Origin of the sequence: Candidatus Avelusimicrobium alvi, from assembly GCF_958451995.1 — a bacterium.
Taxonomy (GTDB): domain Bacteria; phylum Elusimicrobiota; class Elusimicrobia; order Elusimicrobiales; family Elusimicrobiaceae; genus Avelusimicrobium; species Avelusimicrobium alvi.
Map to the genome: position 1 here is coordinate 19,604 of NZ_CAUDSG010000008.1, position 21,764 is coordinate 41,367.

General features: G+C 55.4%; 25 protein-coding genes. 1 reads left to right on the top strand and 24 read right to left on the bottom strand.

The annotated features are described in order from the left end of the window. Window positions 1–16 precede the first annotated feature (16 nt). The 4 genes from gcvPB to gcvT are packed head-to-tail and all read right to left on the bottom strand — an operon-like array spanning window position 17 to window position 4,355. On the bottom strand, window positions 17–1,465 hold the full coding sequence (gcvPB, locus tag ACQY36_RS02660; RefSeq protein WP_428077591.1) for an aminomethyl-transferring glycine dehydrogenase subunit GcvPB: 1,449 nt from the start codon (window positions 1,463–1,465) through the stop codon (window positions 17–19). 1 nt (window position 1,466) lies between these two features. Then, entirely contained in the window at window positions 1,467–2,795 is a 1,329-nt protein-coding gene (gcvPA, locus tag ACQY36_RS02665; RefSeq protein WP_428071942.1) for an aminomethyl-transferring glycine dehydrogenase subunit GcvPA, read from the bottom strand. Between the two features lie 55 nt (window positions 2,796–2,850). Beyond that, complete coding sequence (gene gcvH / locus ACQY36_RS02670; protein ID WP_428056942.1) at window positions 2,851–3,231, bottom strand: glycine cleavage system protein GcvH; 381 nt, start codon at window positions 3,229–3,231, stop codon at window positions 2,851–2,853. A gap of 17 nt (window positions 3,232–3,248) precedes the next feature. Continuing rightward, window positions 3,249–4,355, bottom strand: coding sequence for a glycine cleavage system aminomethyltransferase GcvT (gene gcvT / locus ACQY36_RS02675; protein WP_428077593.1), 1,107 nt, complete (start codon window positions 4,353–4,355; stop codon window positions 3,249–3,251). A gap of 36 nt (window positions 4,356–4,391) precedes the next feature. On the opposite strand from gcvT, the gene ACQY36_RS02680 reads away from it, so the two are divergent. Beyond that, window positions 4,392–5,132 carry a M48 family metallopeptidase gene (locus tag ACQY36_RS02680; RefSeq protein ID WP_428077595.1) on the top strand — a complete coding sequence of 247 codons (741 nt, stop codon included), beginning with the start codon at window positions 4,392–4,394 and terminating at the stop codon, window positions 5,130–5,132. A 111-nt stretch (window positions 5,133–5,243) separates the two neighbouring features. Here the strand turns inward: ACQY36_RS02680 and ACQY36_RS02685 are convergent, their stop codons facing one another. The 20 genes from ACQY36_RS02685 to ACQY36_RS02780 all read right to left on the bottom strand — a co-directional run bounded on the left by ACQY36_RS02685 (window position 5,244) and on the right by ACQY36_RS02780 (window position 21,705). Next, on the bottom strand, window positions 5,244–6,017 hold the full coding sequence (locus tag ACQY36_RS02685; protein WP_428077597.1) for a hypothetical protein: 774 nt from the start codon (window positions 6,015–6,017) through the stop codon (window positions 5,244–5,246). Between the two features lie 160 nt (window positions 6,018–6,177). Beyond that, window positions 6,178–6,702 carry a chromate transporter gene (locus tag ACQY36_RS02690; protein WP_428071938.1) on the bottom strand — a complete coding sequence of 175 codons (525 nt, stop codon included), beginning with the start codon at window positions 6,700–6,702 and terminating at the stop codon, window positions 6,178–6,180. Then, window positions 6,699–7,241, bottom strand: coding sequence for a chromate transporter (locus ACQY36_RS02695; protein ID WP_428077599.1), 543 nt, complete (start codon window positions 7,239–7,241; stop codon window positions 6,699–6,701). The genes ACQY36_RS02690 and ACQY36_RS02695 overlap by 4 nt, the downstream gene beginning before the upstream one ends. Before the next feature lie 87 nt (window positions 7,242–7,328). Beyond that, the gene (locus ACQY36_RS02700; RefSeq protein ID WP_428077601.1) at window positions 7,329–9,002 is read right to left on the bottom strand and encodes an N-acetylmuramoyl-L-alanine amidase; all 1,674 of its coding nucleotides are present in this window, start codon (window positions 9,000–9,002) and stop codon (window positions 7,329–7,331) included. 48 nt (window positions 9,003–9,050) lie between these two features. Further along, window positions 9,051–10,505, bottom strand: coding sequence for an Rne/Rng family ribonuclease (locus ACQY36_RS02705; RefSeq protein ID WP_428056928.1), 1,455 nt, complete (start codon window positions 10,503–10,505; stop codon window positions 9,051–9,053). 36 nt (window positions 10,506–10,541) lie between these two features. Further along, on the bottom strand, window positions 10,542–11,210 hold the full coding sequence (locus ACQY36_RS02710) for a DUF2344 domain-containing protein (RefSeq protein WP_428071193.1): 669 nt from the start codon (window positions 11,208–11,210) through the stop codon (window positions 10,542–10,544). Window positions 11,211–11,241: 31 nt separating this feature from the next. Further along, the gene (locus ACQY36_RS02715) at window positions 11,242–12,585 is read right to left on the bottom strand and encodes an FtsW/RodA/SpoVE family cell cycle protein (RefSeq protein ID WP_428077603.1); all 1,344 of its coding nucleotides are present in this window, start codon (window positions 12,583–12,585) and stop codon (window positions 11,242–11,244) included. Continuing rightward, window positions 12,572–14,431 (bottom strand): penicillin-binding protein 2, encoded by a 1,860-nt coding sequence (gene mrdA / locus ACQY36_RS02720; protein ID WP_428077605.1) that lies wholly within the window; start codon window positions 14,429–14,431, stop codon window positions 12,572–12,574. Before mrdA ends, ACQY36_RS02715 begins: the two co-directional genes overlap by 14 nt. Before the next feature lie 19 nt (window positions 14,432–14,450). Next, window positions 14,451–14,933, bottom strand: coding sequence for a rod shape-determining protein MreD (mreD, locus tag ACQY36_RS02725; protein WP_428077607.1), 483 nt, complete (start codon window positions 14,931–14,933; stop codon window positions 14,451–14,453). Window positions 14,934–14,948: 15 nt separating this feature from the next. Further along, window positions 14,949–15,809, bottom strand: a complete 861-nt coding sequence (gene mreC / locus ACQY36_RS02730; RefSeq protein ID WP_428077609.1) for a rod shape-determining protein MreC — start codon at window positions 15,807–15,809, stop codon at window positions 14,949–14,951. Between the two features lie 187 nt (window positions 15,810–15,996). Continuing rightward, complete coding sequence (locus ACQY36_RS02735; RefSeq protein ID WP_177746080.1) at window positions 15,997–17,040, bottom strand: rod shape-determining protein MreB; 1,044 nt, start codon at window positions 17,038–17,040, stop codon at window positions 15,997–15,999. Window positions 17,041–17,050: 10 nt separating this feature from the next. Next, a complete protein-coding gene (gene rplQ, locus ACQY36_RS02740) occupies window positions 17,051–17,395 on the bottom strand; it encodes a 50S ribosomal protein L17 (protein ID WP_428056916.1) in 345 nt (114 codons plus the stop codon). Window positions 17,396–17,410: 15 nt separating this feature from the next. Then, entirely contained in the window at window positions 17,411–18,409 is a 999-nt protein-coding gene (locus ACQY36_RS02745; RefSeq protein WP_428056914.1) for a DNA-directed RNA polymerase subunit alpha, read from the bottom strand. Window positions 18,410–18,423: 14 nt separating this feature from the next. After that, a complete protein-coding gene (gene rpsD, locus ACQY36_RS02750) occupies window positions 18,424–19,065 on the bottom strand; it encodes a 30S ribosomal protein S4 (protein ID WP_428056912.1) in 642 nt (213 codons plus the stop codon). A 5-nt stretch (window positions 19,066–19,070) separates the two neighbouring features. Continuing rightward, entirely contained in the window at window positions 19,071–19,493 is a 423-nt protein-coding gene (rpsK, locus tag ACQY36_RS02755; protein WP_428056910.1) for a 30S ribosomal protein S11, read from the bottom strand. 25 nt (window positions 19,494–19,518) lie between these two features. After that, window positions 19,519–19,893, bottom strand: a complete 375-nt coding sequence (rpsM, locus tag ACQY36_RS02760; protein ID WP_428056908.1) for a 30S ribosomal protein S13 — start codon at window positions 19,891–19,893, stop codon at window positions 19,519–19,521. Window positions 19,894–19,914: 21 nt separating this feature from the next. Next, on the bottom strand, window positions 19,915–20,028 hold the full coding sequence (gene rpmJ / locus ACQY36_RS02765) for a 50S ribosomal protein L36 (protein WP_177746066.1): 114 nt from the start codon (window positions 20,026–20,028) through the stop codon (window positions 19,915–19,917). After that, the gene (gene infA, locus ACQY36_RS02770) at window positions 20,029–20,241 is read right to left on the bottom strand and encodes a translation initiation factor IF-1 (RefSeq protein ID WP_428056906.1); all 213 of its coding nucleotides are present in this window, start codon (window positions 20,239–20,241) and stop codon (window positions 20,029–20,031) included. Window positions 20,242–20,317: 76 nt separating this feature from the next. After that, window positions 20,318–21,070, bottom strand: coding sequence for a type I methionyl aminopeptidase (gene map / locus ACQY36_RS02775; RefSeq protein ID WP_428056904.1), 753 nt, complete (start codon window positions 21,068–21,070; stop codon window positions 20,318–20,320). Further along, a complete protein-coding gene (locus tag ACQY36_RS02780) occupies window positions 21,067–21,705 on the bottom strand; it encodes an adenylate kinase (protein ID WP_428056902.1) in 639 nt (212 codons plus the stop codon). The genes map and ACQY36_RS02780 overlap by 4 nt, the downstream gene beginning before the upstream one ends. Window positions 21,706–21,764 lie beyond the last annotated feature (59 nt).

The following is a 21,764-nucleotide window of genomic DNA, read 5'->3' on the forward strand; positions in this document are numbered from 1 at the left end:
CGTGTCCGGCCGGACATTACCACCGCAGGTTCGGCTGGCGCGCGGCGGACACTTCGTCAATACGGCTGACGCACTGCCCGTGCGGCGCGTCTTTCACGGTCTGCGGTTCGGACTGGATTTCCGCGTAAATCTTTTCCATCGCGCTGATAAACGCATCCAGCATTTCCTTGCTTTCCGTTTCCGTGGGCTCAATCATCATGGCCTCGGGCACAATCAGCGGGAAATAAATCGTGGGCGCGTAAAAGCCGTAATCCAGCAGGCGCTTGGCCACGTCGGACGCATGCACGCCGTTCATTTCCGCCGGGTTTAAGCTCAGCACGCACTCGTGCATGCAAACCGCGTCAAAATACGCGTTGAACCTGCCTTTAAGCGCGGCGCGGACGTAGTTGGCGTTGAGTACGGCGTTTTCGGCCACTTCTTTAAGCGTCCGCCCGTCAAACTGGCGCAGGTAACAATACCCGCGCAGGCAGACGGCGATATTGCCGAAAAACGCTTTCATCTTACCCAGGCTTTTGGGCATTTTGCCCGACAGCGTATATTTGCCGTTTTTAAGCTCCACCATCGGTTTAGGCAGAAAAGGCGCCACATGCGCCGCCGCCCCCACCGGGCCGGACCCCGGGCCGCCGCCGCCGTGCGGCGCGGCAAAGGTTTTGTGCAGATTAAGATGCATTAAATCCGCGCCGAAATCGGCCGGTTTGGCCGCGCCGATAAGCGCGTTGAAGTTGGCGCCGTCCATATAGAAAAGCGCGCCCGCCTTATGCACCATATCGGCAATTTCGCGGATGTCTTTTTCAAACAGGCCCACGGTGTTGGGCACCGTCAGCATCACGACGGCCGTCCGTTCCGACAGCGCATTTTTTAAAGCCTCTTTGTCCACACAGCCGTCCGGCGCGGACTGGATGTTCACCACCGTATACCCCGCCATATTGGCGGTGGCCGGGTTGGTGCCGTGCGCGGTGTCGGGCACGATAACTTCGGTGCGTTTAAAATCTTTGCGCGCGTCGTGATAAGCGCGGGCCGTTAAAATCCCCGTCAGCTCGCCCTGCGCGCCGGCCGCGGGCTGCAGCGTAAACGCCGCCAGGCCCGTCACTTCTTTAAGCAGTTCCTGCAAACGGTACAGCATTTCCAGCGTGCCCTGCACCGCGGACTCCGGCGCAAACGGATGCGCCTGCGTAAACCCGGGCAAAGCGCTCAACGCGTCGTACGCTTTCGGGTTGTATTTCATCGTGCAGGAACCCAGCGGATAAAATTGTCCGTCCAGGCAGTAGTTCAGCTGCGAAAGACGCGTAAAATGGCGCACCGTTTCAAACTCGCCGAGTTCCGGCAGCCGCGGCGCGGCGGAACGCAGGTACTGCGCGGGCAGATACTGCGCCGCATGTTTTTGAACCGCCGCAAAGCGGATGCCCCGGCGGCCGGGGCGGGACTTTTCAATGGACAGTTCGTCGTGTTTCAAAATTTCTTCCATATTAAATCCCCCTCAAAGCGTCCGCATACGCTTTTAAATCTTCTTCGGTTTTGGTTTCCGTCGCGCAAACAAGCAGGCAGTTTTCCATCCCCTTAAAGTCCGCCCCCAGCGCATAGCCCGCGCCGATGCCCTTTTTCTCCAGTTTTTTAATCACCGTTTTGGCGGGCGCCGGGCATTCCAGCACAAACTCGTTAAAATACGGAGCGGTAAATTTCACTTTAAAGCCCGGCACCTCGCCGGCCAGCGCGGCCAGCGTATGCGCGCGCTCCAGGTTCAGTTCGGCGGCTTCCGCCAAGCCCCTGGGGCCCAGCAGCGTCAGGTAAATTACGGCGTTCAGCGCGCAGAGCGCCTCGTTGGAGCAAATGTTGGAGGAGGCTTTTTCGCGCCGGATATGCTGTTCGCGCGCCTGAAGCGTCAGCACAAACGAGCGTTTGCCGTTCTTATCTTTGGCAATGCCTACAATGCGGCCGGGCAGCTGGCGCATATACGCTTTTTTCGCGGTCATAATCCCCAGGCCGGGGCCGCCAAAATTGACGGCGTTGCCCAGCGGCTGGCCTTCGGCCACAGCAAAATCCGCGCCGAAAGCGCCCGGCGTCTGTAGGACGCCCAACGCCAGCGGATTGACCGCCGCCACCAACAGCGCGCCCGCCTGGCGCACCAGGGCGGACACTTCGTCCGCGCGTTCCAGACAGCCGAAAAAGTTCGGCGTGGGCAGCACGAAGCAAGAAGTTTTGTCCGAGAGTTTCTCTTTTAAAGCGGTTAAATCCAGCGTGCCGTCCGCCCCCAGCGGGGATTCGGTAATTTTCACGCCCGGCTGATGGCGCGTATAGGTTTTTAACACTTCTTTATAATGCGGATGGAGCGCGGCGGAAATTAAAACTTCCTTGCGTCCGTTTACGCGCAGGCACGCCAGCACGGCTTCGGCCAGGGCGGTGGCTCCGTCGTAATGGGAAGCGGTGGCCGCGTCCATTTCCAAGAGGGCGCACATACAGCTTTGAAATTCATAAATCGTCTGCAGCGTGCCCTGGCTGGCTTCGGCCTGGTACGGCGTATAGGCGGTTAAAAATTCGCCGCGGGACGACAGCGCGCCGACGGCGGCGGGAATAAAATGTTCGTACATACCGGCGCCGATAAAATTTTTAAGCGGCTTGTTCTTGGCCGCCAGCGCGCGCACATGCGCGGCCAGTTCGGGCTCGGTTAACGCTTTGGGCAAATCCAAAACGGGGTACAGCAGATCCTGCGGGATTTGCGCCAGCAGTTCGGTTACGGAAGAAACGCCGATTTTCGCCAGCATTTCTTTGCGGTCTTCGGGTGTATTGGGAATAAACATTTGGAAAATCCTCGTTTAAAATCCCCCGCCTAAACGCGGGGGATTTTCGGTTTGCTTATTTGTTAAGAGTGGCTTTGTACGCGCTCAGATCCATCAGGTTTTCATACTCGGCGGGAGCCGTCATTTTCACTTTAAACAGCCAGCCGCCCGCGTGCGGTTCGCGGTTTACCAGGGCCGGGTCGCCGGCCAGGGCTTCGTTTACTTCAATCACTTCGCCGCTGACGGGCGAATAAATTTCGGAGGCGGATTTGACCGACTCAATCACGCAGCAATTCTGGCCCGCGGTAACCTGCTGGCCCACTTTGGGCAGATCCACAAACACAATATCGCTGATTTCTTCCTGCGCGTGGTTGCTGATGCCCACGGTGGCTACGTCGCCCTCCATATGGGCCCATTCGTGCGTCTTGGCAAAACGGCTGTTTTCTTCGGTATGCATACTTGTTTTCTCCTTGGTTAAACCCGGTTCTTGTAGAAAGGCGTTTTGACCGCTTCGGCGCGCACCTTTCTGCCGTGAATTTCAATTTCCACTTCGCTTCCCGCCGCCACGTCCGCCGTTACATATCCGACGGCGATGCCCTTAAATAAAGGCGAATACGTGCCGCTGGTCAGCACCCCTTTTTCCTCCGCGCCCGCGTACACCTTACATCCCGCGCGGGGCACGCCCGGGCCTTTAAGCACAAAAGCCGTCAGTTTTTCTTTCAGGCCCTGCGCTTTCTGCGCCGCAAGCGCGTCTTTTCCTACAAAATTCTCTTTGGCGAGCTTGACCACCCACCCGCAGTTGGCTTCATACGGCGTACGCGTCTGGTCCGCGTCCGCGCCGTTAAGCAGGTACCCGGCTTCCAGGCGCAGCACGTCGCGCGCGCCCAGCCCGCAGGGTTTTACGCCCAGCTTTAACAGCTCGTCCCACAGCGCGGCGATTTTGTCGTTCGGCAGCATAATTTCCACGCCGTCTTCGCCGGTATATCCCGTACGGGTAACGTACCCTTTCGCGCCCAAAAGCTCTATCTCTCTTATATGAAAACGCGCCAGCTCCTGCACGCCCGGAATCAGATTATTTACCGCTTCCACGGCTTTGGGGCCCTGCACGGCAATCATCGCCCAGGCCGCGCTTTCGTTGCGGACGGTTACGTCAAAAGACCCCGCCTGTTTTTGAAACCAGGCGTAATCTTCGTCCGCGCACGCGGCGTTGACGACCGTTAGGAATTTCTCAGGCATAATGCAAAAGGAAATGGCGTCGTCAATAATCGTGCCTTTTTCGGTCAAAATATGGGAATACGTGCCCGCGCCGGGCTCGTTTTTGATGTTGTTGCAGTTAATGTGCTGGAGGAAAGCCCAGGCGTCCTTTCCTTCAATAAAAATCTGCCCCATATGGGACACGTCAAACATCCCGGCGGCTTCGCGCACGGCTTTGTGTTCGGCCAGGATGCCTTCAAACTGCACGGGCAGCAGCCAGCCGTGAAAATCCACCATCTTTCCGCCGGCGGCTTCGCAGGCCGCACAGAGCGGGGTTTTTTTCAAATCGGTATGGGTCACGTAACGCCTCCAAAAGTATACGTTCATTGTATAAAATTTCACCGTTTTTTATACAATATAAATATGGCAGACACGCAAAGCGTTATCAGCGACGTAAAACTGTTTATTGAACGGCTCAAAAAAGAGCTGCCCGAGGTGTTCGGCAAACCGGACGCCGCGGCGGCGTCTTCCGGCGCGCCCGAAACGCCCGCGGAAGGCAACAAAGTGCTCTATAACGGGGACTTGTTTGAAGCCCGCATGTACCTTACCCCGGACCAGGAAGAAGGCGTAGCCTTTGACGGGACCGTCTTCCACGTGTATTTGCAGTCCAAAGAGTCCGACCCGGCGGCGCTGGTGACCGCGTGGCTGCGCGCCAAAGCCAACGAAACGCTGAAAGCCAAAACCAAAGAATGGGCGGATAAAATCGGCGTGGAGTTTAACAATATAGTCATTAAAGACCAGCGCACCTGCTGGGCCAGCTGTTCGGGCAAAAAAAATATCAATTATTCGTACCGCATCGTGAAGATGCCCCTGGCGGTGCAGGATTATTTGATGGTGCACGAGCTGTGCCACCTGGTGCATATGAACCACGGCCAGGAATACTGGGAACTGGTGGCCCAATTCTGCCCCGATTACAAACACCACCGCCGGTGGCTCAATGACAATAAAGGCTCCATTTTTGCCGACGTGGAACTAACCTATCGGGAAGAACCCGAAGCCGACGAGACGCAAACCTCGGCACCGGATGAAACCGCCAATATACCGGCCCCCGCAAACGGCCCCGCCGCACCGGCGGATGACGTTCCCGCAGATTCACATGAATAAACATCCCCCAGCCTAGCTGGGGGTTTTCACAACATACAAAAACCGCCGGTGCGAATTCCGGCGGTTTTATAGGAGACCCCCTCATCCCTGGCTAAGGCAGAGGAAGTACGGTTACTTCTTGGCAATCAGGCCGGCCGCGCTTCCGGTGCGGAAAACGGCCAGCGAATCTTCCGACACGCCGCCAAAGAGCGACACGGGCAGGCGGCTGGGCACGTCGCTCACGAGGGCGACCAACTTTCCTTGGTAGAAAAAGGGATCGCCCACTTTAAGCGTTTTTTTCGCACCGCTGAGTCTGTTGGCCCGGGCCGATACTACCCCCCGGTTTATAAAAAAGAGGGCCAACTCCTGCGATACGCCGTCCCCGAACGTTTCTTTTAAAGACTGTCCTTCCGGCACCGCGGCCACCTGCGCGCCTTCAATGCCCCGCGTCAGCGCGGAAGAAACGGCAACGAAAGCAAAATCGCCGTTTATAGATACGGCGCCCGCCGTGCCCGTGCCTTTTTGGCCGTTGGCAAAAGCGAGATTCACCCGTTTGAGTTCAAAACCTTTTTTACCTTTGGCGCAGGAAACCGGCGTAACCACGCGGTTTGTACCCGCCAGCAGCACGCCTTGGCACTGCGTGGATTTCTTTTCCACATTCACCAGCACATTTTTAACGCCGGGGCGGCGGCGGTGCACCATATCAAATAAATAAACTTTCTTTTCCCAGTCAAAATTTAAAGACACCACGGCCGCTTTAGCCCGGCGGGAAGTTTTTTCCGCCTTGGCCACCGAGCGCCGCACCGCGGGGCCCAGGTCTTTTTGGGGCGCTTGGGCAAACCCCAGGCTCCAAACGCCCGCCAGGCCCGCCGCTAACAACAACTTTGCACAGTTACTGTATTTCATCCGTTTACCTCTTTTGTAAAACTTTGATACATTTATTATACAAAAGTTAGCCATAACTAACAATATTATTTTTACGCAAAATTTCCCCGTCGTAAAAACGGATAAAAATTTAAAAAATAATTATGTATTTAAGTTAGGTAAGGCTATCTTTTGAGGGGACCTAATACAGTAAAAAACCCAAAACCCCGCTGGCCGCAATCACCGCAATCGGCCCCGCTTTAAACTTCCAAACGGCCACAAACGCCGCCGCCAGCAGAAGCACGCTCTTCCAGTCCACAAAGTTTTCCGCGTTGCACAGCACCAGCGCCGCGGCCGCAATCAGCCCGACTACCGCCGGACGCAGGCCCGCAAAAACGGCTTCCACCGACGGAGAACTCCGATACTTTACAAAATACCGGCTGACCGCCAACATCAAAATAAACGAAGGCAGACACACCGCAAAAGTGGCTATTGCCGCGCCCCACACGCTGTCCGCCGCCGTGTAACCCGTATAAGTGGCCAAATTAATCCCCACCGGGCCCGGCGTTACCTGGCTGATGGCTACCACGTCTGTAAATTCGGCGGTGGACAGCCAGCCCTGCTTGTACACCACTTCGTTCTGGATGAACGAAATCATCGCGTACCCGCCGCCGAAGTTAAAGAGGCCGATTTTAAAAAACGTAACGAAAAGCTGCCAATAAATCACCGGGTCCTCCGTTTGCGGCGCATATAGAAGAATCCGCCGATTCCGGCCGCCAGCACGATATACACCGGCGACACTTTCATCAGCCACACCGCCAGCGCGCACAGCACGGGGAACCACGCGGTTTTAAGCGTAATGCCCGCCGTCTTGGCCAGGGTGAACACCGGCATCGCAATTAACGCGACCACCGCCGGCCGCACGCCCATAAACACCCTTTGCACGACGGGATTGGATTGGAAATCACGGAAAAAAAGCGCAATCAACAGGATAATGATAAACGACGGAAGAGCCGCCCCCAGCGAAGCCACCACGCTGCCCGGGAACCTTTTGATTTTGTATCCCGCCAAAATCGCCACGTTAATGGCCATAATGCCGGGCGCGGCCTGGGCGACGGCCACCGAGTCCAAAAACTCTTTGCGGTCCAGCCAGCCGCCTTTATCCACCAGTTCCCGCTCAATAAGCGGCAGCATGGCGTATCCGCCGCCTAAAGTAAACGTGCCGATTTTGGCAAAAATCCAAAATAGAATTAAGTAGAGCTTCATGGTACTTTATATTTTACTATTTAATAAAGTACGCCACACCCTATAAAAAAGCCCGCTTAAAAGCGGGCCTTTTTAAAACAAAAACGCTTATTCTATCCAGCCTTCTTTTTTGGCGTAATTGACGATGCCCGTGTAAATGCCTTTGGCCATCCGGTCGCGCACGGTGCCGTTGGCCAGCCGGGCGCGGTCTTTATTACTGCTGATATAACCCATCTCCACCAGAATCGCCGGGCTGTTCACGCCTTTTAACACATAGAAATTCGCCTGGCGCACGCTGCTGTTCTGGTTGACGGCAATGCCGATGCCGGGCTGTTTATACACGGCGTTGCGCACATACCCCGCCAGCTTGGAGCTTTCGTTGATATACTCGTTCTTCGCCAGCGACTGCAACAGCGCGTCTACAAAGTTATAATGCACCTCTTCGTACTGCATGGCTTCGTTTTCAAACGCGGCCACTTCGGCGGCTTCTTTATCGGTGGCTTTTTCGGAGCGGAAATACACCTGAAATCCGTTGGCGTTGCGGTTTTTGGACGCGTTGGTATGCACGGAAACAAATAAATCCGCCTTAAAATTGTTGGACATTTTAGACCGTTCCGACAGCGCGATAAACGTATCCTTTTCGCGCGTGAGCTTTACCTCAAACCCGCCTTTTTTAAGCAGTGCGGCCAGCTCTTTGGCCACGTCCAGGTTCCAGTCTTTTTCGCGGTAGCGGCTGCGCACCGCGCCGGGGTCTTTGCCGCCGTGGCCCGGGTCCACGACAATGCGCATTTTTTTACGCGCGCCGCGTACGGCCAACGGGTTCGGTTCGGCTTTTAAAACAGGCGCGGGCTTCGGCGCCGGATCGGGCGAAGCAGGCGAAATCGCCGCGGGCTTGGCGGGAGCAACGGTCATTTCCTCAAAGCCGTCGTCTTCGGTTAAAACGGAGGGTTTCTCCCCCACCAACGAGGGTCCTTTCACGGCAGACGCCGGTTTGGCCGGCGCGGCGGCGGGTTTGGCGGCCGCAGGCGCGGCGGAAGCCAGTACGGGCGCGGCTTTCTGCGCGCCGGCGCGGAATACCAGCCGGCCGTCCTGCTCGGTAAAGCTCCAGTCTTTGGCTTCTTTGCCTAAAATTACTTTTAAGGTGGCGTCGCTGCGGGTTTGGCGCACGTCCATAGACGCAATATAACTGGTGCGCAGGCGGTAATACAAATCGCGCTTCAGCACGACATTGGGGAACGTAACCACCACGGTATGCTTGTTGGGCTGTTCGGTGCGGAAAGAAACGTCTTTCAAGGCGTCAAAAATAAGCAGGGTGTCTTTGCCGCTGAACTGTTTGTCGGCAAATTCCAGGTTAAAACGCCGCTCTACGTAAAAAGCGCCGTCTTTAAATTCCACATAGCGGTCCACCGCTTCCTGGAACGACGGCAGCAGAAAAAACTCCGCCGGCGCCATCATCTTGCCGCCGTTAATGATAACGGGGGCGGACAGCTTTTGCGGCTGGGCGTTGACGATAATTTCAGCCAGCGGCGCGGTTAAAATGGCGTAAAAACCTTTGGCGGAAACTTTAGCCTGTTTGGACTGCGCAAACAGCTCCACCCCCGCGCCGAATTTGCGCGCGGCTTTTTGCACGTCCACATACGTTACGCCGTTTACGTCCATAGACGCAACGGACCCTTTGTCCCGTCCGGACACGATAAAGCCCGCCTTTCCCTGCGCGTTTGCCGCACCGGAAAAGACGAAGCACAATAAGCCGGACAAAAGAATCCTGCACAAACGTTTCATAAGCGCATAAAGGCGCGCCCGGCCATACTCCCGGGCGCGGTCCGTTTATTACTCCAGAACGATTTTATAATCTTCCCAGGCCAGCTGCGGATCGGCCTGGATTTTGAGCGTGCGGTGAATGTTCTGCTCAATGTCGTTTTGGCGGGCTTTGATGGCGTCGGCCAAAACGGGGTGCAGCACCACCCGCAGACTGCCGCCGGGGCGGCCGCTGGTCAAATCGTAAATTTCCCGCTGGATTTTAATGCGCATGCTCTCGGCGGACAAGACGCGGCCGGACCCGTGGCACTGCGGGCATTCTTCGCTGATAAAGCTGCCGGTGCTGGCGCGTTTTCTTTCGCGCGTCATTTCCACCAGGCCCAGGCGCGTAATGGGCAGGATGCGGATTTTGGCGCGGTCCCCGTGTACGGCTTTGGCCAGGGCTTCCACCACGCGGTGGCGGCTGGAGGCTTTGCGCATATCAATAAAGTCAATGACGATAATCCCGCCGATGTTGCGCAGGCGGAGCTGGTGGGCGATTTCGCCGGCGGCTTCAATATTCGTTTGCGTAACGGTTTCTTCCTGCGATTTGTTGCCCGTAAATTTGCCGGTGTTGACGTCAATGGCGCAGAGGGACTCGGCTTCCTGGATGATGATGCTTCCGCCGTTGGGCAGCGGCAGCTTGGTTTTGCGCAGGTTGTCAATTTCCGGTTCAATGTTATACGCTTCAAAAATCGGCGTTTTGCCTTTGTAGAGTTTCACGCGGTCGGCCAAATCCGGGGAGTTCTTTTCCACAAAATCCAGCACGCGTTCGTAATCTTTTTTGCTGTCCAGCAAATAAACTTTGGCGTTTTCGGACAGTACGTCGCGCGCCACCTGAAGCACCGCGTCCATATCTTCGTGCAAAAGGCGCGGCGAGCGGGACGTTTCAAACTTTTTAACGATGGACTGCCACTGGCGGTAGAGGTATTTTACCTCGCGTTCCAGCTCGTCTTTCGTGGCTTCCTCGGCTTCCGTGCGCACAATGCAGCCCATGCCGTCCAAATGTTTGGCGGCCAGGTCCTGCATAATGTCGTTTAATTTATGGCGCGCTTCGGAATCTTCAATGTTTTTAGACACGCCCACAAAACTCTGGTGCGGCGTAAGCACCAAATAACGGCCGGGCAGGGTAACGTCCATCGTCACCTTCATGCCTTTGGTGCTGATGGCGTCTTTTACCACCTGCACCATCACTTCCTGGCCTTTGTGGAGCACTTTATCAATATTTTTCTTGTCTCCGCCCAGCACATCGGAAATATACAGATAGGCGTTTTTTTCGTAACCGATGTTTAAAAACGCGCTGGAAATGCCGGGCAGTACGTTTTCCACCGTGCCTTTGTAAATGTTCCCCACGATGTTAAGCGAACCGCGGCGTTCCCAAATCAGTTCGTTGACGCGTTCATCTTCCAAAATGGCGATGCGCGTTTCTTCAAAAGACGTGTTTACCAACACTTCAACGGAAGGCTGTCCTTCCAAGTTCTTACTCATAACTAAAATCCTCACTCAGGCCCAAAGGCCTTAAACTTAAATCAGGTAAAGCTTTCCGGCGCTGTCCTGCCAGAAAAGTCCTTCCCGTATAAACGTAAATCCTTCCACCGTAAACAATTCGTCCTGCACCGGGATATCCAGGCCCAGCCACGCGGCGATAAGCGTTTGCGGTTTTATCCATTTTCCATCCACGCCGGCTACCGTCAGGCGCACGGCGCGTTCAGACAAAGTTTCGGCTCCGCGCACATACGGTTTTGCGTCCGCCGCAAGCGTAAGGCCGCTGTCCGCGCGGCGCACGACTTCCACGCGCGCGGCGCTAAAAAAATCTTCCGCCGTTTCTTCCGGGGCGTACAGGGCAAAATCACCCTCCACCCGGTACTTGGCCACGGCGGCCAGGTTCTGCACCGAAGGCAGCGCGTACGGTACGCGCTCCACGCTCACGAGCTCCAAGCCTTTTGGTTTGGCGGCTTCCAGCCCGGCGCGCGTTTCTTCGGCGGAAACGGACGTGCGCAAATAAATATCCAGGTACTCCCGTTCGGCGGTCTGACCGAACGCCGGGGCCGGGCCGTACGCCAGACGCGGCCAATTTTTATTGACCTTTGCCGGCTCAAACGGCAGCCCGCTTGCGAGCACCATTTTTCTCACCGCGTTAAAAACGTTGCCGTGCTCCGGCCCTTTGGACGGCATACGGAACACTATACGCATTTTATAAATTTTTGGCGCGTTTATCATCTTTTTATGCCCGTATGCGGCGCGCGTAAACCGACTGCACCACCCCCAGCGCCCACAAACTGGCCACCAGATTTGAGCCTCCGTAGGAAATAAACGGCAGCGGAATGCCCGCCACCGGCACAATGCCGATCAGCATCCCGAAGTTGACCAGCATATACGTAAAGAACATCCCGAATATGCCGGCGCAGACCAAATATCCGTAGCGGTCGCTGGAACTGTACGCCACCATAATAATCCGCCACAAAATCAGCAGGTACAGCCCCAATACAAGGAGCGTCCCCCACAGGCCGAGTTCTTCGCCCACTACGGCCAAAATAAAATCGGTATGTTTTTCCGGCACGAACCCCAGGCGCGACTGCGTGCCCGAAAACAACCCGGAGCCGAACACTCCCCCCGCGCCCATGGCAATCTGCGCCTGCAGGACGTTGTATCCCGCGCCCTGCGGGTCCGACCGGGGGGCGAGGAAGGTTTCCACGCGCTTGCGCTGGTGGGGCTTCATTTGGTGGTCCACAAAAATCCCGCCGAACAGCCCCGCCAAAACGACCAGCGTAGCCAGCACAAAATAAACCGGCGGCAGAAAGATGCGCAGCTGTTTAAAAAACCACCACGACCCGTATCCCAAAAGCGTTACCAGCACCGAAAAACCCGCCATATACCAGCCGTTGTGCGCCAGCTGGTAAAAAGCGTTTACCAGCCAATAATCCAGCAAATTCGGGTGCAGGTAGATATATGTCCACGCTACGGTAAAAAACCCCGCCACGCCCGCAAAAAGCCCGATTAACCCCAGGTAAAACACATTCACCCCGGTGCAGTAAAGCAAAATCAGAATCGCCGGGAACGTAACCACGACGGAGGAAAAGTCCGGCTGCATCATAATGAGCCCGAAGACGGGCACCAGCAGCGCGCCCAGGCCGAACAGGGTGGACACGTCCCGTATGCGCCGGCCGCGCCGGTCCAGAAACGCGGCGGCCACGAGCAGCGTGCAGACGCGGCAGATTTCGGACGGCTGCATGGAGAAAAACGGCAGCACGAACCACGAACGGGACCCGCGCTGATAGGAGCCGAACAACAGCACCCCCACCAGCAGAAGCAGAATAAACCCGTATAAGAATTTCCACTGTTCGTCAAAAATCTGGTAGTTAAAACTCCAGCCCACAAAAAACGCCAGCGCGCCGATGGGCAGCGCCACCAAATGCGTACGCACCACGGGGTTGGAAAGCGACAGGCTGTTCACCGCCGACATAATGCACAAAGCTCCCAGCACGACAAGGCCGATCATCGCGCCGAAAAGAAGGTAATCCATCCGGCTTCGGCCGGACCCTTGGGTCAAATTTCTAAATGCCGCCATTTTGTTCTCCGGCTGTTAAAAGTTCATCGTAATCTTCGTCCGGCCGCACGGGCGCCTGGGGCGCGGCGGCTTTTTTCGGCGCGGGTTTTTCAATGTCAAAATACGCTTCCAGCATGGAGCGCGCAATCGGCCCGGCCGCGGAACTGCCGCCTTTGCCGAATTCCACAAATACCGCGAGCGCGATGGAAGGCTCTTCGCCTTCCCGCCCGGCAAACGCCATAAACCAGCCGTGGTCGTCCCCGTGTGGGTTTTGGGCCGTGCCGGTTTTGCCGTACACGTCCAGCCCCTTTATTTTGGCCCGGCGGGCGGTGCCGTCGTCCACGGTGTGTTTTAAAGCTTTAAACAGCAAATCATACGTCTGGGGTTTTAATTCGGCTTTTTGCAAAATTTCCGTTTGGCCGACAATCTCGGTCTTACCTGTCTGGTTGCTGACGATTTTTTCCACATAATACGGGCGGTAGACATTGCCCCGGCTCGCCACCGCCGCCGCAAACTGCGCCAGCTTAATAGGCGTAACCAGCAGCTCGCCCTGGCCGATGGACAGATTCAGCGTATCCCCGATAAACCAATAGGTTTTGTTGCGCGCGCGGCGCGTGGGGCCGTAGAGGTTGCCGGCTTTTTCGCCGGGCAGATCAATGCCCGTCTGGCGGCCGAACATAAACAAACGCTGTATGCGCTCAATGGAGGCCGCGCCGATTTGGGCGGCTACCGTGTAAAAGTATACGTCGCAGGAATTGCTCATCCCGTCAAAAAAATCCACCGGGCCGTGGCGGCTCCAGCATTTAAACACGCGCGGGCCGGAATCGTAATGGCCGGGACAGTTGATTTTGTGGTTTACGTCAATATGTCCGTCTTCCAGCGCGGCGGCCGCCGTGATGATTTTAAACGTGGAGGCCGGCGGATAAATACCCTGGATGGCGAGGTTGTATTCGTTGATTTTTTTGGAAGTTTTGGAATTGTCTTCGTCGCTGTACTGTACGAAGATATTGGGGTCGTACGCGGGCGCGCTCGCCAGCGCCAACACCGCGCCCGTGCGCGGGTCAATCGCCACGGCGGCCCCGCGGCCCGTGTTGGAATTTTTAAGTCCTTCTTCCGCCGCCTGCTGGAGTTTGAAATCAAGCGTTAAATATACGTCGCTTCCGGCGGCCCATTTTTTATCCTGAATAATGCTTTTGACGCGGCCCCGGTAGTCCACTTCCAGGTATACGCCGCCGTCCGCGCCTTTTAATTCTTTTTCAAATTTTTTCTCAATGCCGTTTTTACCCAGCTTGGAGTTTAAGCGGTAGCCTAAACGCGGGTCGCGGTTGCGCCATTCGCGGTCGTCCATACTGCCGATATAGCCCAGCAAATGGCTGGCAAGGCCGCCGTAAGGATAACTGCGCTTGGTTTCTTCAATCAGGTATACGCCGGGATAATACAGCTGCAGCTCCTGCAGGGCCACCGTGCCTCTGGTGGACAGGTTTTCCGCCAGCACCGTCGCTTTGCCGCTTTTGGCGCCTTCTTCCAGCTTGGCCAGCACCTCTTCCGGCTTCATTTTTAAACGCGGCGCAAAGTCGCGCGCCAGCTGGCCGAGGTATTCCGGGTCTTTGTTACCTGCGCCCAGATAATAAAAACTGAAGGAAGGTTCGTTGGAAGCGATGGCCACGCCGTCTGCGGTGAAAACGCGCCCGCGCGGTGCGGTTTGGAAAATGACCTGCGTGCGGTTGCGCTCGGCCATCTGCTGATACGCGTGGTGGCGCAGCACCTGAATGTCCACCAGGCGAAGCGCAATCACGGCGCCGGCCGCGGCGGCCAGCACCATCATCACCTTTAAACGCGCATTAAAAAAAAGCTTGGTAACGGCCATTTTTCATCCCGCAGGCTTTTTATACCGGCCTGCATACGGCGCCTTTGCCCAGCGTCCGGCGCACCAGCCAAAATACGCCCGGCGCCAACAGCGCGCTCACCACCGCGCCGCCGAGCAAACTCCACAGTCCGGGCCACACCACCGCGGACGCAAACCACCAAATCAGCACGCTGTTCAGCGCGCCGACTAAAAACGTCAGGCCGAACACGGTAAGCATTTGCGGGAAAATACCGTCAAAATCAAACCGTTCGGACAGGCCGTACACCACGCAGGCGGCCACGGTGAACGTAAACGCGTTGTTGCCGAAAAGCTTGGTGCCGAAAAAATCCAAAAAAAGCCCGCAGACAAACGCCGCCGGATAACCGCAGACCGGTTTTAATACGGCGCAGAACGCCACCGCAAACACCAGCATCATATTCACGCCCATCCCCCAAAGCGAAAAACCGGAAGCAAACGCCCAGTGAAAAACCGTAGCCAGCACAAACAGAAAAACCAGTTTCACAAAACTCCACATAAATTATCTCCCGCCCCCGTCGTCCGAAATTACGAACACTTCTTTTACCGCCGCGGAACGCACCTGCGGCTCCACATTGACGGTAAGCGCCGTCTGGAAGCTTTCGTCTTCCCGCACGCCGCTCACTTCGCCCACCAAAATTCCGGCGGGGAAAATACTGCTGGTGGCGGCGGTAAACACTTTATCGCCTTTTTCCACCTGCGTCAGCAGCGGAATATATTTAATGCGCACGGGGCGCGGCCCGTTGCCCGTCAGCAGGCCTTCTTCCTGCCCGCGTTCCAGATATACGGCGGCCGAAAAATCCTCATCCCGCACCAAAAGCACCTTGGAGGTGTTTTCCGTCGTCTCCACCACTACGCCCGCCAGCGCCTCTTTGCCTTCTTCCATAGAAATCACCGCGCTGCGCTCGCGGATGCCGTCCTTGAGCCCTTTATCAATAATTACGGTATTCCACTGCGTCGGCTCCCGGTAGGCCACTTTCGCCCATACGCCTTTCCAGCGGCGCGCGGCTTTTAAGTTTAAAATTTCGCTCAGGCGGCCGTTTTCGTCCAAAATGGCTTCCGCCTGCGAGGCAAGCAGTTTGGTCATCTCAATTTCTTGTTTGAGTTCGCGGTTTTCGCGGTGGGCGTCCAGCAATTCCCGGACGGTTTCGTACACATTCTCGGCGTATTTCGTCGTGCCGTGCGCCAGGCGCACCTGCGGGATAAACACATACGCCAGCACCGCTTTGACGGAAGACACAAACCCTTCCAGCGGCAGAATCATTAACAAAAATGAAAGCAGTAAAAACGTTGCCGGCAGCAAAAAGCGTCTGCGCGTGCCGGGCGCGCGTTTTTTGGAAGACTTGGTTTTAATGGATAACATATACTAAAAATTCACGCCGTGCCGGCCGGGCGCAGGGCCGCCGGAACGTTCAAATCGGGTCATGCGGGCCGGGGCCCGCCGCGCGGCCCCGCAACCGCCGGGCCGGTAATAAAAGATAAAAAAACAAAAAGCGGACACGGTCCCTGTAAAAGAACTGTGTCCGCTCTAAATTTTTCAGCAGCCGAAACTAGAAAGATTTACCGCGGGAGCCGAAGAAGCGGGACCCTTTTTCGTTCAACTGTTCCAAAAACTTGCCCGTGCCCAGGGCCACGCAGCTAAGCGGGTCCGCGGCGCGGTGAACGGGAATGTCCGTTTCCTTGCGGATAAGCTCGGTAATGCCTCTTAACAGGCTGCCGCCGCCGGCCACAACCAGGCCTCTGTCCACCAGGTCCGCGGCCAGTTCGGGCGGAGTTTCCTCCAGGGTGCTCTTGATGACGTCAATGATAAGGCGCACCGGCTCCATCAGAGCCTGACGGATTTCTTCCGAAGTTACCGTCAGCGTGCGGGGCAGACCTTGCGTCTGGTCGCGCCCTTTCACTTCCATGGATTTTTCTTCCTTTAACGGATAGACGGAACCCAAATTGATTTTTACTTCCTCAGCCGTCGTTTCACCGATGATGAGGTTGTATTTTTTGCGGAAATACTGCACAATGCATTCCGTCAGTTCGTCGCCGGCCACGTCAATGGATTTGGCGACCACCATCCCCCCCAGGGAGATGACGGCCACTTCCGTCGTGCCGCCGCCGATGTCCACAATCATGCTGGCGTGGGGTTCCGCAATCGGCAAATCGGCGCCCATGGCCGAAGCCATGGGCTCTTCTATCAAATAGACCTCGCGCGCACCCGCCTGGCGGGCGGCGTCATCCACCGCGCGTCTTTCAACGCCGGTAATGTCCGAGGGAATGCCGATGACAATTCTGGGACGTAACAGACTGCTTCTGCTGTGAACCTTGCGGATGAAGTAACGAATCATTTCCTGCGTAACTTCAAAGTCCGCAATCACGCCGTTCTTCATCGGGCGCACGGCCACAATGTTAGCGGGGGTTCTGCCAAGCATCTGCTTGGCTTTGGCGCCTACGGCCTTGACTTCGCCGGTCTCTCTTTCCACGGCGACGACGGACGGCTCGCGCAGGACAATGCCTTTGTCTTTGACGTAGATCAGACAGTTGGCCGTGCCAAGGTCCATCCCTAAGTCAGAAGAGAACAGGCCCCCAAGATAGTCTATTACCATAATTGTTCACCTATTCAACCAATTTGACGATGGCCACCTGGGCATTGTCTCCCTGGCGAAGCCCCGCGCGGTAAATGCGGCAGAAACCGCCGGCGCGGTTGGCGTAGCGGGCGGCCAGCACTTCAAACAGTTTTTTCACGGCCGCGGCATCTTTCAAGGTGTCTTTGGCGGCGCGCTCGTTATTGGCTTTGGCCAGGGTGATAAGCCCTTCCACCACGCGTCTTACTTCTTTGGCCTTGGGCAGCGTCGTTTTCACTTCTTCGTGAAGGATGATGCTGGTGGCCATGTTGTTGAGCATAGCTTTGCGGTGGGACGCAGTCTTGCCAAGCTTTCTGTATCCGGTATTCTTAATCATACTAAAACTTACTCCTTAAATTTTCATACCGAGCGAAAGTTTCATCTCGGCAAGTCTTTCTTTAATCTCGTCCATTGATTTGGCGCCGAAGTTCTTGATCATTTTCAAGTCGTCTTCGGTCATTTTCACCAAGTCGCGCACCGTGTTGATGTTTTCGGACTTGAGGCAGTTGATGGAGCGCGAAGACAGTTCAATAAACTCAATGGACTGGTTGAGCAGTTCATCAAATTTAGAATTGACGCTGGCGCCGGCGACGGAACCGGTCATGGAGACGGGTTCTTCCACTGCTTCGTCGCTGGTGGTGGCCACGCAGTCGTCTTCGCCTTCAATCGTGAAAATGTGCAAAGAATTGGACAGGAGCACCGCCGCACGGTGGAGCGCTCTGGCCGGGGCCAGGGTTCCGTCGGTGGTGATTTCAAGGATCAGGCGGTCATAGTCCGTCTTCTGGCCGACGCGGGCAGGTTCCACGTCATAGTGAACCTTCACAATCGGCGAGAAGAGCGCGTCCACCGGAATAAAACCGGCCGGGCGCTGGATTTTGGCCAAATCTTCGGCGGGTACGTAACCCTTGCCGCGGGAAATCTCAATTTCCATTTCCAGGCTGCCGCCCACTTCCAAAGTGGCCAGGGCCAGGTCTTTATTGACGATTTCCACGCCGTCCGTTTCCTCAATATCAGCGGCGGTTACCACGCCGGGTTTCACGGCGTGAAGCTGCAAGTATTCGCGGTTTTTGCCTTCCATTTTAACGCGCAGGCGTTTCAAATTGAGCAAAATGTTAATAACGTCTTCCCGAACGTTCGCAATCGTGCTGAATTCGTGTACGGCCCCCGCGATTCTGACGGCGGTAACGGCGGCGCCTTCCATGCCGGAAAGCAGAATCCGGCGCAGGGAGTTGCCCACCGTGTGCCCGTAACCGCTCTCGTAAGGCTCGGCGATGAACTTACCGTAAAAGTCGGACGCGGTTTTTTCTTCCAATTGAATCTTCTGGGGAAGGACTAATTCGTTAAAAGCCATTGTAAGCCTCCAAACTATTTAGAATAGTATTCGACGATGAGCTGCTCGTTGACAGGGTAGGACATTTCCGCTCTGTCGGGCCATCTTAAGAGTTTACCGGTCATTTTCTCCGCGTCGTATTCCAAAAAGCTGGGCCGCTGGTTGCGTTTTTCAGCTTCGGTGAGACCCTGTTTGACCTGGACGTTTTCGGCCAAGGCTTTATCCAAGCTCACTTTGTCGCCGATGCGCAGCTGGTAGGAAGGCACGTTGACGGCTTTGCCGTTAACGGTAACATATCCGTGCAGCACAATCTGGCGGGCGGCTTTCAAAGAAACGGCGAAACCCAAGCGGCGCACGACGTTGTCCAAGCGGGTTTCCAGTTTGCGCAAGAAATTTTCACCGGTCTGGCCTTCGGCCTTGGCGGCGGCGTCAAACATATTGCGGAACGGAATTTCCGACATGCCGGACTGCAATCTGGCTTTCTGTTTTTCCTGCAGACGAATGCCGTATTCGGATACTTTGGCTCTTCTCATTTTTCCGCCGGCTTTCGCGCCGCGCACTTTCACGGCCGCCAACTTGTCAATGACGCAGTTGGTGTAGCATTTGGTTCCTTTTAAGAAAAGTTTGCAATCTAATTTTCTGCACTTTTTGCAGCTGGGTCCTGTATATCTAGACATAAATCTTATACTCTCCTGGCTTTGGGCGGTCTGCATCCGTTATGGGGGATGGGGGTGATGTCTTTAATGGAAGACACGGTAAGGCCGGCTTGCTGTACGGCGCGCACGGCGGTTTCTCTGCCCTGGCCCGGACCGCAAACTTTTACAGCCACTTCGCGCATGCCCATGGCCACGGCTTTTTCGGCCGCTTTGTTGCTGGTAATCTGCGCGGCAAACGGAGTGCTTTTCTTGGTGCCTTTAAAACCGTGGGAACCCGCGGTGGACCAAGCAATCGTGTTGCCCTTGTCGTCCGAAACAGTTACGATGGTGTTGTTGAACGAACAATAAATGTGCACCACGCCGAAAACCGGCGCTTTGGCGTTTTTCTTCTTTCCTTTCGCCGCCGGAGCTTTCGCCGCCGGGGCCGTTGTCACTTTTTCTTCTGCCATATGTTTAAATTCCTAATCTCTAAAATTATTTGGTTTTGGAACCCACGGTTTTTCTTCTGCCGCGGCGGGTTCTGCTGTTGGTTTTGGTGCGCTGTCCGCGGACCGGCAGGTTGCGGCGGTGGCGCTGCCCTTTGTAGGAACCGATTTCAATGGCGCGGTGAATGTTCTGCGCCACTTCGCGGCGCAGTTCGCCTTCCACTTTGTAATCTTTCTGCAAAATGGTGTTGAGCAAACCGGCCTGCTGTTCGGTCAAGTCTTTCACGCGGGTGGCGGGATCAATCTGGCCGTCTAATTTGGCAAGCACTTCTTTCGCGTTTTTCTTGCCGATGCCATAAATGTATTCCAACGCGACATCTATTCTTTTATTTTTCGGTAAATCAATACCTGCGACTCTAGCCATATCTTATAAAACTCCTGTAAATTAACCTTGGCGCTGTTTGTGCTTCGCGACTTCGCAAACCACGCGGACTACGCCGTTGCGTTTAATGATTTTGCATTTCTGACATATCTTTTTAACACTGGCTCTAACTTTCATTTATTTCTCCCTATAAGTTATTCTGCCGCGGGTCAAATCGTACGGAGAAAGCTCCAGCCTGACCTTGTCGCCCGGAAGAATTCTTATATGATGAACTCTCATTTTGCCGGATATATGCCCCAGAATGACTTTGCCGCCCGGGATTTCAATTTTAAACATCGCGTTGGGCAAAGATTCCAAGACTTTACCTTCAATTTCGATTTTATCGCTCATACAACTCCGAGTTCGGATTAAATCTCAGAACAAACGTCCGCCCGCGCCATTTTTATTCAAAATGCGCGGCCGAATTTTATTCAAAGGCAGTGAAAATTTCGCTGCCGTTAGCCGTAACGGCCACCGTGTGTTCAAAGTGGGCAGCCAGGCTGCCGTCTCTGGTCACGACGGTCCATCCGTCACTCAACTCCCTGACTCTGAATGTTCCCGCAGTAAGCATGGGCTCTATGGCCAGGACCATTCCCTTTTCCAGAAGAGGCCCCGTCCCCGGCGTTCCGAAATTCGGAATGCTGGGTTCCTCGTGCATATTGCGGCCGATACCATGCCCGCAATAATCGCGTACTACGCCCATACCGTTAGATTTGGCAAAAGTTTCCACCGCGTGCTGTACATCGCCTAAGCGATTGCCCGGTTTGACTTGCCCGATTGCCTTAAATAAAGACTTTTTGGTAACGTCCATCAGTCTTTGGGCTTCATCAGAAACTTTTCCCACACCGAGGGTGATTGCGGCATCCGAACAGAAGCCGTCAAGGCGGGCTCCCGTATCGATACTGATAATATCACCACTCTTTAATATTCTATCTTTTTTTGGGATTCCGTGCACGACTTCTTCGTTTACCGAAGCGCAGATGCTGCCCGGAAACCCGTAATAGCCCAGAAACAACGGCGTCGCCCCGAAGGAGCGAATCGTTTTCTCGGCCGCGGCATCCAATTCCCACGTAGAAACGCCGGGTTTTACCAGCTCGGTCATCAGTTTAAGGACCGCCGCGGTAACTTTCCCCGCTTCACGCATTTTTTGGAGTTCGCTGTCGTTTTTTACTTCAATCATTTTACCTTCTTAAGGACATTGACGATGTCTTCAAAAACTTTCTCCGGGGTTTGGTCCCCGTTAATTTCCACATAGCTGCCGCTGCGCTGGTAATAGGTTTTTACCGGCAGCGTATCCGTGTGGTATACTTCCAAACGGTGCTTCACGCGTTCGGGCGTATCGTCCGGGCGCGTATAGAGTTCGCCGCCGCAGACCGGGCATTTATTGGCCGGCGTGCCGGGCGTTATATGCAAAATGGCGCCGCATTTGCCGCACTGGCGGCGCGAAGCGATGCGGTTGACCACTTCGCTCTCCGGCAAATCAATCATAATGACCGCCGTAATGCTGCGCTCCAGCCGTTTCATCATCGCGTCAAGCGCTTCGGCCTGCGCCACGGTGCGCGGGAACCCGTCAAAAATAATGCCTTTGTCCGTCGCTTTTACGATGTTTTCCAGCATGGAAATCATCAGCTCGTCCGGCACCAGGTTGCCCTTGTCAATAATTCCGGCGATGCGTTTGCCTAAATCGGAGCCGGAAGCGATTTCCGCGCGGAGCACATCCCCCGTGGAAATGTGCTTTAAATGAAATGTATCCTGCAGTTTGGCCGACTGGGTGCCTTTGCCGGCACCGGGACAGCCCATCAAAACGATATTCACGTAAAAAACCTGCCTTTTTAATTACAGACAACTTTGCGTTTAGCCCCCGTAAGAGCCAA

What these genes read in the sequence shown, in the direction of transcription:
- gcvPB (WP_428077591.1), bottom strand. Translation starts at nt 1,465, where the DNA reads ATGGAAGAAATTTTGAAACACGACGAACTGTCCATTGAAAAGTCCCGC.
- gcvPA (WP_428071942.1), bottom strand. Translation starts at nt 2,795, where the DNA reads ATGTTTATTCCCAATACACCCGAAGACCGCAAAGAAATGCTGGCGAAA.
- gcvH (WP_428056942.1), bottom strand. Translation starts at nt 3,231, where the DNA reads ATGCATACCGAAGAAAACAGCCGTTTTGCCAAGACGCACGAATGGGCC.
- gcvT (WP_428077593.1), bottom strand. Translation starts at nt 4,355, where the DNA reads ATGAACGTATACTTTTGGAGGCGTTACGTGACCCATACCGATTTGAAA.
- ACQY36_RS02680 (WP_428077595.1), top strand. Translation starts at nt 4,392, where the DNA reads ATGGCAGACACGCAAAGCGTTATCAGCGACGTAAAACTGTTTATTGAA.
- ACQY36_RS02685 (WP_428077597.1), bottom strand. Translation starts at nt 6,017, where the DNA reads ATGAAATACAGTAACTGTGCAAAGTTGTTGTTAGCGGCGGGCCTGGCG.
- ACQY36_RS02695 (WP_428077599.1), bottom strand. Translation starts at nt 7,241, where the DNA reads ATGAAGCTCTACTTAATTCTATTTTGGATTTTTGCCAAAATCGGCACG.
- ACQY36_RS02700 (WP_428077601.1), bottom strand. Translation starts at nt 9,002, where the DNA reads ATGAAACGTTTGTGCAGGATTCTTTTGTCCGGCTTATTGTGCTTCGTC.
- ACQY36_RS02705 (WP_428056928.1), bottom strand. Translation starts at nt 10,505, where the DNA reads ATGAGTAAGAACTTGGAAGGACAGCCTTCCGTTGAAGTGTTGGTAAAC.
- ACQY36_RS02710 (WP_428071193.1), bottom strand. Translation starts at nt 11,210, where the DNA reads ATGCGTATAGTGTTCCGTATGCCGTCCAAAGGGCCGGAGCACGGCAAC.
- ACQY36_RS02715 (WP_428077603.1), bottom strand. Translation starts at nt 12,585, where the DNA reads ATGGCGGCATTTAGAAATTTGACCCAAGGGTCCGGCCGAAGCCGGATG.
- mrdA (WP_428077605.1), bottom strand. Translation starts at nt 14,431, where the DNA reads ATGGCCGTTACCAAGCTTTTTTTTAATGCGCGTTTAAAGGTGATGATG.
- mreC (WP_428077609.1), bottom strand. Translation starts at nt 15,809, where the DNA reads ATGTTATCCATTAAAACCAAGTCTTCCAAAAAACGCGCGCCCGGCACG.
- ACQY36_RS02735 (WP_177746080.1), bottom strand. Translation starts at nt 17,040, where the DNA reads ATGGTAATAGACTATCTTGGGGGCCTGTTCTCTTCTGACTTAGGGATG.
- rplQ (WP_428056916.1), bottom strand. Translation starts at nt 17,395, where the DNA reads ATGATTAAGAATACCGGATACAGAAAGCTTGGCAAGACTGCGTCCCAC.
- ACQY36_RS02745 (WP_428056914.1), bottom strand. Translation starts at nt 18,409, where the DNA reads ATGGCTTTTAACGAATTAGTCCTTCCCCAGAAGATTCAATTGGAAGAA.
- rpsD (WP_428056912.1), bottom strand. Translation starts at nt 19,065, where the DNA reads ATGTCTAGATATACAGGACCCAGCTGCAAAAAGTGCAGAAAATTAGAT.
- rpsK (WP_428056910.1), bottom strand. Translation starts at nt 19,493, where the DNA reads ATGGCAGAAGAAAAAGTGACAACGGCCCCGGCGGCGAAAGCTCCGGCG.
- rpsM (WP_428056908.1), bottom strand. Translation starts at nt 19,893, where the DNA reads ATGGCTAGAGTCGCAGGTATTGATTTACCGAAAAATAAAAGAATAGAT.
- rpmJ (WP_177746066.1), bottom strand. Translation starts at nt 20,028, where the DNA reads ATGAAAGTTAGAGCCAGTGTTAAAAAGATATGTCAGAAATGCAAAATC.
- infA (WP_428056906.1), bottom strand. Translation starts at nt 20,241, where the DNA reads ATGAGCGATAAAATCGAAATTGAAGGTAAAGTCTTGGAATCTTTGCCC.
- map (WP_428056904.1), bottom strand. Translation starts at nt 21,070, where the DNA reads ATGATTGAAGTAAAAAACGACAGCGAACTCCAAAAAATGCGTGAAGCG.